The organism is Janthinobacterium sp. SUN073 (assembly GCF_030397665.1).
In the GTDB taxonomy this organism is placed as follows: domain Bacteria; phylum Pseudomonadota; class Gammaproteobacteria; order Burkholderiales; family Burkholderiaceae_D; genus Janthinobacterium.
In genome coordinates this window covers 56,538-74,998 of sequence record NZ_JAPUBT010000003.1, presented here as the reverse complement: position 1 = coordinate 74,998, position 18,461 = coordinate 56,538, and the positions used below count along the sequence as shown (strand labels likewise).

The following is an 18,461-nucleotide window of genomic DNA, read 5'->3' as shown; positions in this document are numbered from 1 at the left end:
ACCTTCCAATCATGTTGATACTGCCGGGTTCCAATGCCCTGTCCCATTTCCGTAGCCACCGTCTGTTAAGCCAACTGCAAGTCGTCTCGCCTGCGATTGTTGCCGTACAAGCACGCTATGTCCATTTCATCGATGCCAGCGCGCCTCTCACCGACGACGACAGTACGCGCCTTGGCGCCTTGCTGACGTACGGCGAGCCGGCCCAGGCTGACAATACGGAAGGCGCTGCCGAAGAATTCTTCGTCATCCCCCGTTTCGGCACGATTTCGCCGTGGGCCTCGAAAGCCACCGATATCGCGCACAACTGCGGCATGGCGCACGTCAAGCGCGTCGAACGCGGCATCGCTTTCCGCATCAACCTGAAATCGGGCATCCTGGGCAGCGCCATTGGCGCCGGCAAATTGACGGACGAGCAGGTACAAGCCGTGGCCGACCTGCTGCACGACCGCATGACGGAATCCGTGCTGCGCAGCGCAGACGACGCCAAGGACCTGTTCCGCACCCTGGAAGCACGCCCATTGGAATCGATCGACTTGCTGGGGCAGGGCAAGCGCGCGCTGGAAACGGCGAACACGGAACTGGGCCTGGCGATGTCGGAAGACGAAATCGACTACCTGGATGCCGCCTTCACCAAGGCCGGCCGCAACCCGACGGACGTGGAACTGATGATGTTCGCGCAGGCGAACAGCGAGCATTGCCGCCACAAGATCTTCAACGCCGACTGGACCATCGACGGCGTGGCGCAGCCAAAATCACTGTTCGGCATGATCAAGAACACGCACGAACTGCAGCCGAAGGGCACCGTCGTCGCCTACAGCGACAACTCGTCCATCATGGAAGGCGCCACGGTGTCGCGCTTCTACCCGCGCGGTGCAAACCACGAATATGCGGCATCGACGGAATTGACGCACACCTTGATGAAGGTGGAGACGCATAACCACCCGACGGCCATCTCCCCATTTCCCGGCGCCTCCACGGGCGCGGGCGGCGAGATCCGCGACGAAGGCGCAACGGGCCGCGGCGCCAAGCCAAAAGCTGGCCTGACCGGTTTCACCGTCTCGAACCTGTCGCTGCCGGATGCCGTGCGCAGCTGGGAAACGGCCGCTTCCGTGACGGCGCCGCTGGACAAGCGCACTGACGCTGACCAGTATGGCAAGCCTGAGCGCATCGCTTCGCCACTGCAAATCATGATCGAAGGCCCGCTGGGCGGCGCCGCGTTCTCGAACGAATTCGGCCGTCCGGTATTGGGCGGCTACTTCCGCACGTATGAACAGAACGTCGGCGTCGACAGCGATGCGGTGTTCGGCTACCACAAGCCGATCATGATCGCTGGCGGCATCGGCAATATCTCGGCGCAGCACACGCACAAGAACGATATCCCCGTCGGCAGCCTGCTGGTGCAGCTGGGTGGCCCGGGCATGCGCATCGGCATGGGCGGCAGCGCCGCCTCGTCGATGACCACCGGCAGCAACACGGCCGACCTGGACTTCGATTCCGTCCAGCGCGGCAATCCGGAAATGGAACGCCGCGCCCAGGAAGTCATCAACGCCTGCTGGCAAATGGGCGCGGACAATCCGATCATCTCGATCCACGACGTGGGTGCGGGCGGCTTGTCGAACGCTTTCCCGGAAATCACCAACGACGCCAAGCGCGGCGCGATTTTCGACCTGCGCAAGATCCCGCTGGAAGAATCGGGCATGGCGCCGAAGGAAATCTGGAGCAATGAGTCGCAGGAACGCTACGTTCTCGCCATCGCGCCGGAAAGCCTGCCACTGTTCAAAGCCATGTGCGAACGCGAACGCTGTCTGTTCGCCGCCGTGGGCGTGGCCACCGAAGAGCGTCAACTCAAACTGATCGACCCGGAACTCGGTAACGAGCCGGTCGACATGCCGATGGACGTCTTGCTGGGCAAGCCGCCAAAGATGCAGCGCGACGTGGTCCACGTGGCCAACGATTTCCCGGCGATTGACCTGACGGGCATGGACTTGAAGGATGTGGCGCAAAAAGTGCTGCTGCTGCCGACCGTGGCCGACAAATCCTTCCTCATCACCATCGGCGACCGCAGCGTGGGCGGCATGACCGTGCGCGACCAGATGGTGGGACCATGGCAAGTGCCGGTCGCCGATTGCGCCGTCACCACCATGAGCTTTGAAGGCTACCTGGGTGAAGCGATGGCCATGGGCGAACGCACGCCGCTGGCCGTCATCGACGCCGCCGCCTCGGGCCGCATGGCCGTGGGCGAAGCCGTCACCAACATCGCCGCCGCAGCCATTAGCGACATTTCCGACATCAAGCTGTCCGCCAACTGGATGGCCGCCTGCGGCCAGCCTGGCCAGGACGCGGCCCTGTACGACACGGTGAAAGCCGTCGGCATGGACCTGTGCCCGGCGCTGGGTATCAGCATCCCCGTCGGCAAGGATTCGCTGTCGATGCGCACCACCTGGAAAGACGAGAGCACGGGCGCGGCGAAATCCGTCACGTCGCCGGTGTCCCTGATCGTTTCCTCGTTCGCGCCAGTGACGGACGTGCGCAAGTCGCTCACGCCGCAGCTGAAAACGGACAAGGGCGACACGTCCTTGATCCTGATCGACCTGGGTCGCGGCAAAAACCGTTTGGGCGCCTCCGCGCTGGCACAAGTCATGGGCCAATTGGGCAATGAAACGCCGGACGTGGACAGCGCGGAAGACCTGAAAGGCTTCTTCGCGGCCATTCAAAAGCTCAATAGCGACGACAAGCTGCTGGCCTACCATGACCGTTCGGACGGCGGCCTGTACGCCACCCTGACGGAAATGGCCTTCGCCGGCCACACGGGCATGTCCGTCAACCTGGACATGCTGACCATGGAAGGCGAGCATTCCAGCGACTGGGGCGACGCCAAGAACTGGACCGGCCAGGTAGCGGAACGCCGCAACGAACTGACCCTGCGCGCCTTGTTCAGCGAAGAACTGGGCGCCGTCATCCAGGTGCGCGCGGAAGAAAAGTCGCTCGTCATGGACGTGCTGCGCACCTTCAACCTGGGCGCCTGCAGCCATATCATCGGCAAATTGAACGACCGCGACGTCATCGAATTCACGCGCGACGCCAAGCTGATTTACACCCAGCCGCGCGCCGAGCTGCATCGCCTGTGGAGCGAAACGAGCTGGCGCATCGCCCGCCTGCGCGACAATCCGGCTTGCGCGGACGCCGAATACGACCGCCTGCTGGACGTGCAAGATCCGGGCATGTCGCCTATCGTCACCTTTGACCAGAACGAGAACATCGCCGCGCCATTTATCGCCACCGGCGTGCGTCCGCGTGTCGCCATCCTGCGCGAGCAGGGCGTCAACTCGCATATCGAGACGGCCTACGTGATGCACCAGGCAGGCTTCACGGCTGTCGACGTGCACATGAGCGACCTGATTGCCGGCCGCGTCAAGCTGGACGACTTCCAAGGCGTCATCGCCGTGGGCGGCTTCTCGTACGGCGACGTGCTGGGCGCGGGTGAAGGCTGGGCGAAAACGATTCTGTTCAACGCCAGCCTGGCGGAACAGTTCGCGCGCTTCTTCAACCGCACGGACAGTTTTGGCCTCGGTATCTGCAACGGCTGCCAGATGATGAGCAATTTGAAGTCGATCATCCCTGGCGCACACGCCTGGCCGAAATTCACGCGCAACAAGTCGGAGAAATTCGAAGGCCGCTTTGCCATGGTCGAAGTGATGGATTCCCCATCGATCTTCTTCAACGGCATGGCCGGCACGCAGGCCGGCATCGCCATCGCCCACGGCGAAGGCTACGCCGACTTCTCGCAAACGGGCGACATCACCCAGGTCAGCAAAGCCATGCGCTTCGTCGATAACAAGGGCTTTGCTACCGAAGCGTACCCGTACAACCCGAACGGCTCGCCGGAAGGCATCACCTCCGTCACCACGCCAGACGGCCGCTTCACGGTGCTGATGCCGCACGCGGAACGTGTGTTCCGCAGCGTGCAACAGTCGTATCACCCTGAAGCATGGGGCGAGGATTCGCCGTGGATGCGCATGTTCAGGAATGCGCGGAAGTTTGTGGGGTAATTTTTTATCTGCGGCGCGGCGTCTTGGTTCAAGGCGCTGCTGCTGTGGTAGGAATGAGAAAGCCGCTGTCGGGAGACCGCGGCTTTTTTATTAGGCGTAAAAATCGAGAGGACTATTTTTTATGAATTTGTGTATTAAAAAACATGCTATTCATTTACGATTTCTCTAATATTTCTTACTTTTCAAAAAAATAAAAAAATACTATCGGAAGTGTTGCAATTGAAAGTCCCAAAGGCAATCTTATTTTTGTATCTACTTTGGCGAACAGGTCTATTAAACTATCGTTTTGCTCTTCTTTTCCAATTATTTTGGAGCAGTACCAGATGGCGAAATTTATTATAATTATAGTTGTAAATGAGAGAAAAAATGAAATTTTTAGAAGGATCTCATTCCATAGATCAAACCTGGAGGATTCAAATATTATTAATAAATTGCCAATCATTAAGCCTATACTTAATGCCCCCATGGCATAAGTATTCAGCAAAATTTGTGACGCACTTATTCGAAAGAATTTAAATTTCGGTGCAATAATTGTTAACCCAAAAAATACCAATCCGATGGATCCGAATATGTTCCATATGTGAGGGCCTATGCCTTCTTCCACCGCACTTTTAATGTACAATGAGGGGAAGTTATGGCCTTCTATTTTCTGAAGTAATGCAAAGAAAAAAGATGGTATTGACCAGTATAGAAAAAGTGTCATCCCCTCTAAAAACTCTTCTCTTTTTAATATAAATCCATGTTTTGTTGGACTTAATTGCGAAATCATGTATTTTTTTAATTCTCTATTTATCATTTTTCCACTTAAATTTTTGAGTTGTTTATTCTAAATTTCTTCTTTGTTTTTTATGGAATCGTCAATTCTCCCAGAAAAATATTCACTTAAATCTACCTCTATAGCCCCTTCGCCATCCCCACAATCACCACCGCCGAAGGCACCAGCAAAAACTGCGCAAGCAGCGTCCCCGCCAATCTGCTCCCCACCAGCCACACCACCGCGCCGGAATTGAGATTCTTCGATCTTGCCCTCGATGACGTCATCCGTCATGCCCGACACCAGGTGCCGATGAAGACGGCCATCATGATGGTGGCTCCGTCGTTGATGATGGAAGACAGGGTGCTGGAGGTGACGCGCACGCTCGCGTTCAGCACGCCTGCGTACAGTGCCGCGGTGTAAGGTGGGCAACGATGCGCCCACCGTCCAGAGGGCCGTGGCAATGACGATGGAGATGGAGATGGAGACGCCCGATTTTTGGCGCAGGCCCGTGACGTTGGCGGGCTTGGGCAGACTGGCGGAGGTCTTGAGGTAGGACAAGCCGCCCTTGAAGACGGCGTGCAGCAGCAGTCTCGGTACCGACCTGTGCATCTGGAAGTGCTCCACGGCGCGGCAGAAGGCGCGCTGGAAGGTGGGGATCAGGATCGCGCCGAGGATGGTCGCCAGGCTGGCGGAAAATAGCAGCCAGCGGAAATCGAGCAACAGGGTGCTGGCGGCAACATGCTGGTCTATGCCCGTTTCCACGCGCTTGGCCAGGTATGGTCCCAGGAAGGAGTTCGACGTGCGCGACAGCAGCATGAGAATGCTGAACAGGGCCAGCGAGACGGCGATGCGTCGCGTGCGGATGCCGGCGATGCGCACGGAGTAGGCGAGGGTGCCGATGATGTGGATGATGAACGTCAGTGCACAAATCAACAGCAATTGCTTGTCCATCACAACCTTGCAGTAAAGAAAATGTAATTCCATGCTGCCATGGAGTTAGTTATTTTTCAACTGCAAATAAGATAATTTTCTTGTTAATTGGGTTTCGTGGTGTTTTGTGCGTTTGTATGCAGTTGGCAGTTTTTCACCCCAAGGCAGAAACTGGGGTCAGACCCTCAGGGTCTGACCCCGGCCCTTGCTCTGGGTTTTGCCATGCTTTCATCGGAGGCAAGGCTCGTTCCCGCCGCTTGCATTTCAGGCATGTGCCCTCATTTGGATGGGAGTGGCAGCGTAGCGCTGCCGCACCTACACCACCCCGGAGGTACACCATGAGTTTCGATTCCTTTCTGTCCAAACTGAAGACCAAAGCCAGCGAACTGAAAACCGAGGCACTGAAGTACAAGAACAAGGATTTCCTGAATGCCGCGATGGCGGGCTCGGCCCTGATCGCCATGGCCGACGGCAGCGTCAGTGCGGAAGAGAAGCAGAAGATGGTGAAGTTTATTGAAAGCAATGACGCGCTGTCGGTGTTTACCACCACGGATGTGATCAAGGCTTTCCAGGACTATGTCAGTCAGCTGGAGTTCGACAAGGATATCGGCGAAGCCAAGGCGTATCAGGCGCTGGGCAAGATGAAGTCGAATGTGGAGGCGTCGCGCTTGCTGGTGCGCATGATCATCGCTGTCGCTTCGTCGGACGGCAATTTCGACGCCAACGAGCAGCGCGTGGCCAGCAAGATCGCGCGCGAGCTGGGCTTGACTCCGGCGGAGTTCGAGTTGCAGTAACTTTTAAGCCAGCCAGCCCCGGCTGGCTAGCTTAACTCTTGTCCCACCACGGCGGCGTGCCTGACGACCAGGGGCACGCCATGTCCACTTCGCTGATCCTGTAGCGGATCTCGATCACCTGGCCTGGGCTGAAGGGACCGCGTTTCCAGTCGCCGGAATCAAAGACGTAGCCTTTGCCCTTGATGCAAAGACTGGTCGGATTGTTGCCGATGGGGCCGGTCGAGTGCAGGGTGACGCGCACTTCGCCGTTGGCGTCCAGCGGGGCGTCGCCCCCCGTGAAGAGTGCATCCGAGCCGACGTCGCAGACAGTGGTGCTGCCGATCTTGCTGCAGCGCTTGATATACGTTTCCTGGCGTGCATTGGCCAGGTAATCGTCATGCCGCATCGGCTTGCCGTCGTCATAGGTAAAGCGCAGGGTGACTTGCGTGGGCTCGCTGGCCGGATGGCGCGTGGTGCTGGTGCAGGCGGCGCTGACCAGGGCCAGCAAGGGCCAGGCCAGCAGGCGCAGGCCGCGGCGCAGCATGGATGGGGATTTACCGCCGGATGGATGCTGCATGTGGCGTTGCCATTTGTCTCATGAACGGGGCGCCGATCATAACATGCGCCGACGGCGGTTCCGCTAGGATGCGCCGTGATTCAATTCCTGCAGCACTTGCTTGCACAGTTCGCCGTATCGCACGCCCTTGCCCCGTTTGTGTGCGGCCAGGTCGTAGCGTGCGCTGATGTCATCCCACGCCACGCTGCCAGGCAAGGGGCGCAGGGCGTCGTCCAGGTCCATCTCGAAGTGGATGAAGTGGCCGTCAGCGCTCAGCAGCTTGCCGTACACGGCGGGCATGTCGGGCCAGGCCAGTTGCAGGTCGAGCATGAGGGCCGTGCCCAGCGCCACGCCATGACTGGCGGCGCACTGGCACAAGGCATCGGGCAAGGGGCGCGCGCGCCACCAGGCCGCCGTCTGTCGGATGGCGGCCAGGGTCAGTGCGTTTTGCTGTTGGACGGAATACTGTTTGCTCATGGCTGTCACCCATGCGGCTTGCCGCTCGCCGCCTCAGCGCGAAGCCAGGCCCATGCTTTGCACATGGGCGGGCACGATGTCGCCGCTGGCCAGTTTTTCGGCCGGTACCAGCATCAGTACTTCGCCGCCCACGCTGCCGTCGTCGCGCAAGTCGATGCGCATGGCCAATTGCTGGTCGAGCGCCACGAAGCTGTCGCTGCTGCTGGCGATGATGCGGTGTTCTTTCTGGTTGTCGATGCGCGCATACATGATGGCGCCGATGCTGCTCGCATTGCGCAGGTAGAGCACTTGCCCGTTCGACAGCTCATAGCCACCGCGGAACGGGGAAAATTCTTGCGCATTCATAAAGTGTCTGTAGGCCGGCAGTTCGATGGCGTGCAGGTGCCCGCCGGGAATGGTGACGGTCTGGCTGTCGGGGAGTGATTGCGCATTTGCCAGCAGGGCGCAGACGCCCAAGGTGCCGGCCAGGATCCATGTTTTCATTTTCCAGCCCATCCTTGAATGTGGTGCCGTCCGTTGCCGGCGCGGCGATGTTGATGTGGGTGCCAGGGAAATCGAACCGACTGGTCCGCAGACGCTGCTGTCATACTGGCAAGGCGCGGCCACCCGATCTTGCCAGTGTAGGCAGGCAAGTTGCGCCGCGCATCATCCGATCGGATGACACGGCCTCATGCATCGAGTACGGCCAGGTGAGCCGTTGCGCCATGGATCAGGGCGATCAGCTCTCCCTGGCGCCGCGTATCCGTCTTCAGATAAGTGTGGTGCAGATGCGTCTTGACAGTGTTGACGCTGATGCCGCCCCGCGCGGCGATTTCCTCGATGGTCGCCCCTTGCGCCAGCGCCTTGCCCACTTGCGCTTCAGCTAGCGTCAGGTCAAACAGTTGGCGCAAGGCAGGGATGGACGTGCTCGCTTGTGTGGGGTCGCGCGCGATCAGCAGCGCGCAGGCGGGTTGGCAAGCGGCAAGCGGAGTGACGGTCAGGGCCAGCGGCGCTTGCTGCTTGCGCGCGAGGCGCAGCGACTGGCATTGTTGCGCGCCACCGGCGCTGGCGATCACCAGGCGCACGGCGCGCGCCAGGGCGGGCGGCATTGAGGGTTCCAGTTGCGCCGCATGCAGGGCGTGGCCGGCGGGGGTAGCGAAGCGCAGTCCGAGGCCGGCGTCGAGCACCAGCACGGCGGCGCCCATGGCGTCGAGCGCCGCCAGCGCGCAGTGGCTGGCCAGTTGTGCCTCGCGCAGGCGCTGCTGCAGGCACAGCGCGCGTTGCAGATGCGGCAAGAGTTCCTGCCATTGCTGGCCGCTCAGGTCAGCGCTGTCAAGCAGTGGCCAGTCGCCTGCGCCGCAGGCCGAGTCGTACATGGCGCCGATCAGCTTGCCCACATCCGCCGCGACTGTACCTGTGTTCATGCTTGCCCCCAATCCTGATTACATCAGCGTGCCGCAGGCGTGCAGGTGCGGAACTGGGTAAGGGCGGTGTTGCGCAGCGATTCGCCCCACCCTTATGAGGAAGGGCTGGTCGCTGCCATCTAGCCTGGGCAACTTTCAAGATAGTACAAAGATAGAGCTGCTGCAATGCGGCGCTGCCGATGCAATCGTGCTCCCGGATTAAAAATTCCCCGATACAATAAAAAATTGTCAAAAATATAAACGCCAGGCATGGGGTGGGAGTTGCCTGCCATTCACTTAGCGAAGTTTTTATGCAACCAAGCAAGCATTACCTGCCGACGCATGCGCATGCCTGGCTTGATTGAGGGTTAAATGATATTTTTCTCGAAAAGTAACTATGCCGCCTGTTTCGTGTGTATGGTCTTGTCGCTTTTAAATGCCGGCTGCGCGAGGCATGAAAGACAAATCAGCGTGAGCCTGACGGCCTACAACCATGGCGAATACGGCGTCGGCAGTTATACCGTGACACTGGCCGATGGCTCGTCGGCGGAGGCCGGTTATCTTGCTCCTGGCAACGGCGGTGGGGGAGACACTTGCTGCCTTTCGATACCGGCGGCATGGAAGCCGGGGATGACGGCGGCCGTCGTCATGCATACGGTAAAAAACGGCAAGGATGTGCGCGTGGAGCAAACCGTGGCGGTTCCCCAGTATGCTCCCGCCGATGCCAGCCGCTTCGTCGTGCATTTTCTTCACGATGGCGGCTACAAAGTCTTCGTGAGCAAATACTCGCTGGGGCATCGAAAATATCCGCTTTCCGGCAAGGAGGCGGAGCTGGAGCCGGGCGTGCCCTTGGAAATCATCTGGGAATAGTGCTGCTAGCTGCGCGATTGGCGGCCCAGAATCGAACTGGTCCAGCTTTTCTCCAAGGAGTTCTTCAAGCTCTTCCAGGCTTGCGACAGGTATCATCATCCAGTTTGCTTATTGCAGGGCAACCGGTACTGCCGTGGTCTTGCGCCGTATCACAACCGTACCAGCGATCTTGTCGTGCCATCCCTGCTTGCGCGCGTCCCTGGCGATCCAAAGGAATCCCAGGTAAAACGGTAGCGCCGACAGGTAAGCACTGAGACAGCGTTTGACACACTGGCCGGCAGAAGGTTTGCCGCCCGTCCGCGCATCGACAATGATCGCGCCGATGACCATCTTGCCAGGCGTTGTAGACAGGGTAATCCAAAATGCCAATTGAACCAGTGGCGGCATGACACACGAAATCATGAAGTGGGCCGGGCCACGGAACAAGGAATCCGTCAAAAAGTAGCTTCGGCCATATATGGCTATCAACATCGGTATGATGATAATCAGCAAGAGCAAGGTGTCGATCAGCGTCGCGCCAACGCGCGGCCAAAAGCCCACATAGTCCATTTCAGGATTCTGTTGCATTATTTTTCCAAAACGTCAGTAAATGAGTGGCCGCCAGAGTCGGGGCAGAATGGCGCAGTGTACGATCTTGTTGCTTTCATTGCAAGTTAGAGGTTTTGTCAGGTGTTTGATATCGCATGGTGAAATTCGAAGCAATCGGACGCATGGAAAACATATGCATAGGGTAAGCTTCGGCCCTAAGCTATTTCGCAACTCTATTAAAAATACATGACCTCCATAATGATCCCCGACGTCGCCCTGGTCGACAACACCGAACAACGCACGCCGCTGGTGCTCGTGCTGGACTGCTCCGGCAGCATGGATGGCGAACCCGTCTCGCTGCTGAACGAAGGCCTGGCCTTGCTGGAACAGGAACTCAAGTCCGACGTGATCGCCGCCAAGCGCGTGCGCATCCTGGTGATTCAATATGGCGCCCACGATGAAGCGGTGGTTGCCAGCAACTGGTGCGACGCCATGGATTTCACGGCGCCCCGCCTTGAGGCGAACGGCACCACGCCGACGGGCGCGGCCGTGGAACTGGCGCTGGCGGAGATCGAGCAGGAAAAGCAGCGCTTCCGCGCCGCTGGCGTGGCGTACACGCGGCCATGGCTGTTTTTGATGTCGGACGGCGAGCCGACGGACCAATGGCAGCATGGCGCCGAACAGGCGCGCGTGGCCGAGCAGGCGAATAAAGTGGCGATCTTCCCCATCGCCGTGGGCGACAACGCGAATATCGATACCCTGGGGCAGTTTTCCAGCCGTGGCGAGCGGGGCGTGAAGCAGCTGAAAGGCTTGCAGTTCCGCGAACTGTTCCTGTGGCTGAGCGCCAGCATGCAGGTGGTGTCGCAATCGCGTCCCGGTGCGCAGGCGCAGCTGGCTTCGACGGATGGCTGGTCTGTCGTCAATACGTGAAAGCCCGCTGATCCATGACTGCGGTACAGAATACCTGGCGCGTGTTCGGCGCGTCCGTCACCGGCAAGGCGCACCTGGATAAAGCCATCCCTTGTCAGGATGCGCACGCGCATGCCATCGTCAACGGCGTGCTGGTGGCCATCGTCTGCGATGGCGCCGGTTCGGCCAGGCTCAGCGAACAGGGCGCGCAGTTTGTGGCCGCGCAAACCGTGCAGGCGCTGGCCGGCCGGCTGGAACAGGGCGCCACCGTGCAGGATTTGCATGACGGCGCGCTGGCGGGCACCCTGGCGCAGATCCGCGCCGCGCTGGACGACATCGCCCGCGCCGCCAACGCCACGCTGGATGACTACGCTTCTACCGTCGTCGGCGTGGTCATGGGCGCGGATAAGGGCTTCTTTTTCCACCTGGGCGATGGCCTGGGCGTGGCGCAGCTGATTGACGGCGGCGAACTGATCTCGCTGCCTGCCAACGGCGAATACGCCAACGAAACATATTTCATCAGCGGCGAGCGCTGGCGCGAACAGCTGCGTCTGTTGCCGATTCCCCAGTCCGTGCGCGGCGTGGTGCTGATGTCGGACGGCTGCATGCCCTTTGCCATGAGCAAGAACAATGGTTCGCTGTATGCGCCGTTCATGGATGCCGTGCAAGGCTATCTGCGCACGGTCGACAGCGTGGAACTGGGCAATGCGGCGCTGGCGTCCACGCTGGCCGACCCGCGCACGCACCAGATCACGGGTGATGACAAGACCCTGCTGCTGGCCTTGCGCGCATGAGCCGCAAGCAAGGCGTGACGCCGGGCCTGAGTCCGGGCGGCAAGATCTGGCTGGATAAAGTCCGTACGCTGGTGCTGGGCAAACTGATTAAAAGCGGTGGCGCGGGCAGCGTGTATCTGTTGCCTGGCGCACCTGCGCAGGTCGCCAAGCTGTACCACCCGCACCTGGACCGGGCCGCCAACCGGCGCAAGCTCGAAGCGATGCTGGAATTGTCGCCCGAGCTGCCCGACCAGCTGGAAAACGGCAAGCGCTACGTGCAGATCGCCTGGCCGCAAGCGGCCGTGTTCGATGGCCAGGGCGGCTTTGCCGGTTTCGTCATGCCCCTGCTGGACATGGCGCAAACGGCCGAGCTGGAACAGATCATGCAGGAGCGGCAGGCGCGCGCGGCCGGCTTGCCCACGGGACTCGGTCCCAAGCTGACCCTGGCCGCCAACCTGGCCGCCGTCATCGATGCCTTGCACCAACAGCAGCATTACGTGGTCGATTTAAAGCCCGTGAACCTGCGTTTCTATCGCGATTCGCTGTACATCGCCATGCTCGATTGCGATGGCTTCAGCATCCAGGGCCATGCGGAGCGCTTTCCTGCCGAGCAATTCACGGCCGACTACCTGGCGCCGGAATTCCAGCGCAAGGGCATGCCGGCGGGCACGGAAATGGCGCAAGACCGTTTTGCGCTGGCCGTCGTCATCTTCCAATTGCTCAATTTTGGCATCCACCCGTACAGCGGGCGGCCCGGCAATGCGCAAGTGGCGACCGATATTCCCGGGCGCATCCGCGATGGCTGCTATGCGTATGGCGTCAAACGCCACAAGCAGCTGGCGCCGAACGCCACCAGCGGCCACGCGCTGATGCCGCCCGAGCTGCGCGCCATGTTCGACCGCGCCTTTGCGCCGTCGCCGCAACCGCAGCGGCCGTCGGCGGCGGACTGGGCGCAGTTGCTGCGCGGTTATGCACAGCGCAGCGGCGGCAAGTTGGTCGTTTGCGCCGTGAATCCCGAACACCAGCATTTTGCGGGCCAGGGTTGCGCCGCCTGCGCGCGCGACAAAGTCATCGTCGCGGCCGGGCAAGCGTCCGTGCAGGCGCAGCAGCAGATACTGGCGCAGTCTCAGCCGTCGCAGCGCAGCGCGCGCGGCGCGCACCATACGGCGCCGGGGCAGGCGCCCGCCGCCATCCCCGCTGGCAATGTGGCGGGCAATACTGGTGGTGGTATCACGGGCAAGGGCTGGGCCGTGGTGGTGCTGCTGATCGTGCTGTTCCTGATCGGCTTTACGGCCTGGACCTCGTCGCCCGATGAAGCCAAGGACAAGGCCAACCTGCAGGCGCAAGCCGAGCAGGCGGCTGGCCTGGAAGTATTTCGCTGGCGCCCGCGCAAGGCGGCCGGCTTCTACCCGTCCGATGCGCGCAAGGCCGTGCGCAGCTTGTCGCAAGCGGTCAGCAAGGGCGACGACGACGCCGTTACGCGTGGCTTGCAACTGCTGTACCGGGCTGGCGAAGAAAAGCCGTCCGGCTACGCTGGCGACCCGACGCGCATCCGGCTGCTCACCACCCTGATGGAAGGGCTGGGGGCGATGCCGGGCTACACCCCCGAATTGTCGGCTACCTATCTCGACAAGTTGCAAGCCGACCCGCGCGACTATCTGGCGGCCGCGGCCATGGGGCGCATGCACCTGAGCCTGAATGAACCGCAGGCGGCGCGCCAGTATTTCGAGCAAGCCGTGTGGGCGCGCCCCAGCGATGGCGTGGCCTGGCTGGGCATCGCGGCCACGGCGCTGCTGCGCGGCGGCGATGAGCGCGACGCCGTCAATCTGGTGGCGCTGGCGCGGCTGACGGCTTACCGTTATGCCGTGCAGAACGCCATACCGGCGGAACCGGGCGAACCGACGGACAACGGCGTCGCCCGCACGATGCAGCGCATGGACCTGAACGCCAGGGTGTTGCGCCTGGCCCAACCGGGCGCCTACCAGAAACGCTGGGACAAGGCGCTCGCCGATGGCGCGCTGCTGGCGCAAAAACTCCAGGCCATGCCGCCCCTGCGTGACCAGGTCGGCGGCGTGCAGCGCGAGACGATGACGACGGTCGACTATGGCGTGCTCGATGCAAAGCATGCGACGGGCGAAAACCGCCTGACCCTGACCATCGCGGCAGATGGCACGCTGACGCATGCGGCGGCCGAGTTGCCGATGGAGCCGATGCTCAACAAGGTGCTGCTCGATAGCGTCAAGCGCTGGACCTATTTGCCGGCCGTGCAGCACGGTCAATTGCGGGATGCCAAGGTGGTGGTGCTGGTGCGCTACCGCGATGGCCGGGTCAGCTTTGTGCCGGGCGGCGTGGCCGTCACGGCGGAAAACTAAAGGAATACCATGAAAATCAAGACGATATGCGCCGTGTTGGGCGCCTGCTTGCTGTGCCCAGGCATGGCGCAGGCGGACATCGTGCAGCGCCTGGTGGTGACAGCGATGGCCGCCGAACCAGATAGCGAAGGCGGCGATGTGTTTACGATTGCGGGCACGACGGCCTGCGGCGGCAAGCAGATACGCATGGATGCGCGCTCGGTGAACCTGGACGAGGCGCCGTATGACGCGCTGAAAGCCGATCTGGCCAGGCACATCCGCAGCATGATACCCATGCTCGTCACCCTGAAAAAATGCCCGGACGATGCGAGCGTGCCCATCGTGCGCCAGATCGCCGCCTGCACGCCGGCAGCCTGCGCCGATGGCCGGGCGCGGCTGTACCTGCACGAACATTTCTTCCCCGTCGAGCAGGAAAACGCACCGAACGTGCTGCTGTTGCCCTTGCCAAAAGGCAAGCTGCCAGGCACGTGGAAGGTGGACATTGTCAGCGTGGCAGGCCACAAGCTGCGCCTGTCCGGCCAGGTCAACAGGGCCGATTATGCCTCCGGTGAGCTGGTGGGCGGCTATGTCACGTATTACCCGAACGGCAAGATCGAAAAACAGGTGGCGCAGGATGGGCAGGGTCGGCAGGACGGCGTCACCAGCCGGTATCGTGCCGATGGCAGCCTGGAATCGCGTGGCACCTGGCGCCATGGTTTGCCGGAAGGCACGCACCAGCAATATCACGCCACGGGCAAGCTGCGCGAGGACAGCGTGTACCGCGACGGCCAGCGCGTGGACGGTCCCGCGCAGACGTTTGACGCAAATGGCAAGCTGAGCACCAGTTTTGTGCTGCGCGATGGACGCATGGAAGGCGAGCTGCTCACCTATTTCCCGGATGGAAAAGTAGCGGGCCGCACGCAAGTGAGCAAGGGCAAGTTCAATGGCAGCAGTGCGGAGTACTATCCCGATGGCGCCGTGCGCGCCAGCATGACGCTGGTCAACGATCTGCCGGTCGGGGAAGCGCTGGAATTTTATCCCGACGGCAAGGTGCAAAGCCGCCAGCTGTACGGCGACAAGGGCGGGCTGTTGAGCGTCCAGCGCTACAGCCCCCAGGGCGTGCTGGTGCTGGAACGACGCTGGGATGCGCAATGGCGCGAGCAGGGCACGTCGCGCTCGTGGTACGAGAATGGCAAGCCCGAGCAATCGATCGAGTACCTGAACGACCGGCGCGAGGGATGGAGCCGCAGCTGGCGCGAGGATGGCAGCCTGAAGAATGAATGCCAGTATGTGGCCGGCAAGGCCCAGGGCGATTGCGGCGAAGCGCCGCCAGCGCCGGAATTGTTGCGCAAGGAGCAGGCATGGCGCGCACTTTGAAACATTTGTTTGGCGCCATGCTGCTGTTGCCGGCGCTGGCCCACGCCGAAATCGAACAGCGGCAAGTAGTCAGCGCGATCAAGGCGACGTCCGACGGCGACGTGCTGACCCTGGCGGCAGATACGGGCTGTGGCGGCAGGCTGGTGCGGATGAAGGAAGGCGAGCTGGCAAAGGGGAGTGCGTATGCAGCATTGAAGGCCACGCTGGCCAGGCGTATCCGCGACAAGACACCGATGCTCGTCACATTGGCCCGGTGCCCGGTGGACGTGACGGGCGATGCAGCCATTCCGCTGGTGCGCAAGCTGGCGGCCTGCCAGCCCGGTGCTTGCGCCGACGGCAAGGCGCGCCTGTACCTGGATGAGCATCTGGTCCCGCAGGAAAAACGGCGGGCACCCTATATGCTGGTGTTGCCCTTGCCGCCAGGAAAATTGTCCGGTGCGTGGCAAGTGGAGATTGTCCACACGGTGGATGAGCGGAAACCGCGCATGTCGGCCCAGTTCGATGCGGCCGATTTTGTGTCGGGCAAGCCGGTGGGCGGCTATACCGCTTATTACGATGATGGCAAGATCGAGAAACAGGTGGGGCTGGATGCACAGGGCCGCAAGGATGGCTTGAGCAGCAGCTTCTATCCCGATGGGCGCCTGGAAACACGTGGTGCATGGCGTCAAGGCTTGCAGGAAGGTGTGCATGAAGCGTATCACGCGACGGGGAAGCTCTCCGAAGCATTCACCTACCGCGACGGCATGCAGGTCGACGGGCCGTTCGAATCGTTCGACGAGGATGGCAATCTGATTGCGCGTCAAACCTTGCGGAACGGCAAGTTGGAGGGCGAGATCATTACCTTTTTTCCCGATGGCAAGGTTGCCAGCCGCGCGCAGGCCGGCGATGGCATGCTCAACGGCCTGTGCACCGAATACTATCCCGATGGCAGCGTGCGCAGCACGGTCACGCGAGTCAATGACAAGGCCACCGGCGATGCTATCGAGTATCACCCGAATGGAAAACTGGCCAGCAAGCTTACATACGGCGATGACGGCAAGCGGCGCAGCGCCCGGAGCTTCAATGAACAGGGCGTGCTGATCCTTGAAGAAGCATGGGATCCGCAGGAGCGCCTGCAGGGGACGATCCGCGCATGGCATGACGATGGCAGCGTGAAAAGCGAATGCCAGTATGTGGCTGGCAAGGCCCAGGGCGAGTGCGGAGTGGCGCAGCCATCTCCGAATGCATTATGAAAGGAGCAAGTATGGCGCGCACTGAATTGAAACGCCTGCTTGGCGCCATGCTGCTGTTGCCGGCGCTGGCCCACGCGGAGATCGTGCAGCGGCAAGTGGTCACGGCGATCACGGCCGCGCCCGGCGGCGGCGATATCCTGACCGTGGACGAGGACACGGGCTGCGGTGGCAGGCAGCTGCGCATGGATGCGGCGTCGGTCGGACTGAACGAGGAGCAGTATGGCGTCATGAAGGCCGAGCTGGCCAACATGATACGCGACAGGAACCCCTTGCTCGTGCGCCTGCGTGCCTGCCCGGCGCCAGACCATGCCGGCGCCGATGCCATCCCCGTCATTCACATGCTGCGCGGCTGCGATGCGCACTGTGCCGACGGTAAGGCCCGTTTATATCTGAACCACAACCTGTCGCGCGGCGAGGTGATGGAAGAGGCGCGCTATGCGCTGGTCCTGCCGCTGCCGCCCGGCAAGACGCCCGGCACCTGGCAAGTCGAGATCTATCATGTGCGGGAAGGCGAACCGAAGCGGCTGATTGGCCAGGTCAACGCTCCCGATTACCTGCGCGGCAAGCTGGTGGGCAACTACAGCATGTATTACCCGCACGGACAAGTCGAGATGCAGGTGGCGCGCGATGGGCGCAGCGTGCAGGAGGGCGTGCAGACCCTGTATTACCCGGACGGCAAGGTTTCCATGCGCAACACCTGGCGCAATGGCGTGCAAGACGGAGAAGAAAAAACCTATCACCAGAGTGGCAAGCTGATCGAGTCGCGCACTTACCGCAACGGCGCCCGTGCCGATGGCCTGGTGGAAACGTTCGACCAGGATGGCAAGCTGCGCACGCGCATGACCCAGGTCAAGGACCAGACGGAGGGCGAACTGCTGCTGTTCTATCCGGACGGCACCGTGGAAAGCCGCAGCCAGTATGTGAACGGCATCCAGACGGGGCCGAGCACCAGCTATTTCCCGGATAGCAAGGTGCAGCGCACTGCCAACTACGTGGACGGCAAGCCTGCCGGCGAGAGCGTCGAATATTATCCGGACGGCAAGGTCGCCAGCAAGCGCACGCATAGCGATCACTTTGTGTTGCGCAGCGAACAACGCTTCAGCCGGGCCGGCGTCTTGATCGTGCACAAACTATGGAACGCGGGCGGGCGCGAGGAGGGCGCCTTGCGTTCCTGGTATGCCGATGGCAAGCCGAGGCAGCTGATTGAATACGTGGATGGCGAACGCCAGGGCTGGACCCGGCACTGGCGGGAAGATGGCAGCGTGGAAAGCGAATGCCGCTATGTGGCCGATGTGGCGCAGGGGGAATGTACGGGGGCATCTGCCAGGATGTCGTACACGGAGGATGGGATTGAGTTTGACATGCCGGAACCGTGAACAGGGAAAGTCATTGCCGTTCGATCATTCATGCGTGGCCTGCCTTTGCGAGACATGCACCGGTACTGGAGTGACACTGGATGGCGTCGAGAGTTTGTCCGGTCGCAGCACCGTGCATGTG

At 61.2% G+C, this 18,461-nt stretch carries 15 protein-coding genes and 2 pseudogenes; 9 read left to right on the top strand and 8 right to left on the bottom strand.

All coding sequences use genetic code 11. The annotated features are described in order from the left end of the window. Positions 1-11 precede the first annotated feature (11 nt). The gene (gene purL, locus O0882_RS11065) at positions 12-4,049 is read left to right on the top strand and encodes a phosphoribosylformylglycinamidine synthase (RefSeq protein ID WP_289947879.1); all 4,038 of its coding nucleotides are present in this window, start codon (positions 12-14) and stop codon (positions 4,047-4,049) included. 175 nt (positions 4,050-4,224) lie between these two features. On the opposite strand, the gene O0882_RS11060 is transcribed toward purL, so the two are convergent. The 3 genes and pseudogenes from O0882_RS11060 to O0882_RS29095 all read right to left on the bottom strand — a co-directional run. Continuing rightward, positions 4,225-4,818 (bottom strand): hypothetical protein, encoded by a 594-nt coding sequence (locus tag O0882_RS11060; RefSeq protein ID WP_289947877.1) that lies wholly within the window; start codon positions 4,816-4,818, stop codon positions 4,225-4,227. Positions 4,819-4,943: 125 nt separating this feature from the next. Next, a pseudogene (locus O0882_RS29100) lies at positions 4,944-5,186 on the bottom strand (DUF2837 family protein). A gap of 112 nt (positions 5,187-5,298) precedes the next feature. After that, positions 5,299-5,757 (bottom strand): annotated as a pseudogene (locus tag O0882_RS29095) (DUF2837 family protein); the annotation flags it as partial. 317 nt (positions 5,758-6,074) lie between these two features. Here O0882_RS29095 and O0882_RS11050 point away from each other — a divergent pair. Beyond that, positions 6,075-6,530, top strand: coding sequence for a tellurite resistance TerB family protein (locus O0882_RS11050; protein WP_099763903.1), 456 nt, complete (start codon positions 6,075-6,077; stop codon positions 6,528-6,530). Positions 6,531-6,561: 31 nt separating this feature from the next. Here O0882_RS11050 and O0882_RS11045 read toward each other — a convergent pair whose 3' ends face one another. From O0882_RS11045 to O0882_RS11030, 4 genes are all read right to left on the bottom strand, one after another. Further along, positions 6,562-7,086: a hypothetical protein gene (locus O0882_RS11045; protein ID WP_289947872.1), complete on the bottom strand. Its 525-nt coding sequence runs from the start codon at positions 7,084-7,086 to the stop codon at positions 6,562-6,564. A gap of 63 nt (positions 7,087-7,149) precedes the next feature. Beyond that, a complete protein-coding gene (locus O0882_RS11040; protein ID WP_289947870.1) occupies positions 7,150-7,542 on the bottom strand; it encodes a hypothetical protein in 393 nt (130 codons plus the stop codon). 33 nt (positions 7,543-7,575) lie between these two features. After that, positions 7,576-8,025: a hypothetical protein gene (locus O0882_RS11035; RefSeq protein WP_289947869.1), complete on the bottom strand. Its 450-nt coding sequence runs from the start codon at positions 8,023-8,025 to the stop codon at positions 7,576-7,578. A 185-nt stretch (positions 8,026-8,210) separates the two neighbouring features. Next, positions 8,211-8,945 carry a helix-turn-helix transcriptional regulator gene (locus O0882_RS11030; RefSeq protein WP_289947868.1) on the bottom strand — a complete coding sequence of 245 codons (735 nt, stop codon included), beginning with the start codon at positions 8,943-8,945 and terminating at the stop codon, positions 8,211-8,213. A gap of 351 nt (positions 8,946-9,296) precedes the next feature. On the opposite strand from O0882_RS11030, the gene O0882_RS11025 reads away from it, so the two are divergent. Further along, a complete protein-coding gene (locus O0882_RS11025; RefSeq protein ID WP_289947866.1) occupies positions 9,297-9,794 on the top strand; it encodes a DUF3304 domain-containing protein in 498 nt (165 codons plus the stop codon). Between the two features lie 108 nt (positions 9,795-9,902). On the opposite strand, the gene O0882_RS11020 is transcribed toward O0882_RS11025, so the two are convergent. Beyond that, positions 9,903-10,361, bottom strand: a complete 459-nt coding sequence (locus O0882_RS11020; RefSeq protein ID WP_289947864.1) for an RDD family protein — start codon at positions 10,359-10,361, stop codon at positions 9,903-9,905. Between the two features lie 207 nt (positions 10,362-10,568). Between O0882_RS11020 and O0882_RS11015 the strand changes: the two genes are divergently transcribed. The 6 genes from O0882_RS11015 to O0882_RS10990 are packed head-to-tail and all read left to right on the top strand — an operon-like array spanning position 10,569 to position 18,340. Continuing rightward, positions 10,569-11,252, top strand: coding sequence for a VWA domain-containing protein (locus tag O0882_RS11015; RefSeq protein WP_289947862.1), 684 nt, complete (start codon positions 10,569-10,571; stop codon positions 11,250-11,252). 14 nt (positions 11,253-11,266) lie between these two features. After that, on the top strand, positions 11,267-12,025 hold the full coding sequence (locus O0882_RS11010) for a PP2C family serine/threonine-protein phosphatase (protein ID WP_289947861.1): 759 nt from the start codon (positions 11,267-11,269) through the stop codon (positions 12,023-12,025). Then, entirely contained in the window at positions 12,022-14,376 is a 2,355-nt protein-coding gene (locus tag O0882_RS11005) for a hypothetical protein (protein ID WP_289947860.1), read from the top strand. The genes O0882_RS11010 and O0882_RS11005 overlap by 4 nt, the downstream gene beginning before the upstream one ends. A 9-nt stretch (positions 14,377-14,385) precedes the next feature. Next, on the top strand, positions 14,386-15,732 hold the full coding sequence (locus O0882_RS11000; RefSeq protein ID WP_289947858.1) for a toxin-antitoxin system YwqK family antitoxin: 1,347 nt from the start codon (positions 14,386-14,388) through the stop codon (positions 15,730-15,732). Next, positions 15,717-16,964, top strand: a complete 1,248-nt coding sequence (locus O0882_RS10995) for a toxin-antitoxin system YwqK family antitoxin (RefSeq protein WP_289947856.1) — start codon at positions 15,717-15,719, stop codon at positions 16,962-16,964. Before O0882_RS11000 ends, O0882_RS10995 begins: the two co-directional genes overlap by 16 nt. Positions 16,965-16,975: 11 nt before the next feature. After that, the gene (locus O0882_RS10990; protein ID WP_289947855.1) at positions 16,976-18,340 is read left to right on the top strand and encodes a toxin-antitoxin system YwqK family antitoxin; all 1,365 of its coding nucleotides are present in this window, start codon (positions 16,976-16,978) and stop codon (positions 18,338-18,340) included. The last annotated feature ends 121 nt before the right edge of the window (positions 18,341-18,461 follow it).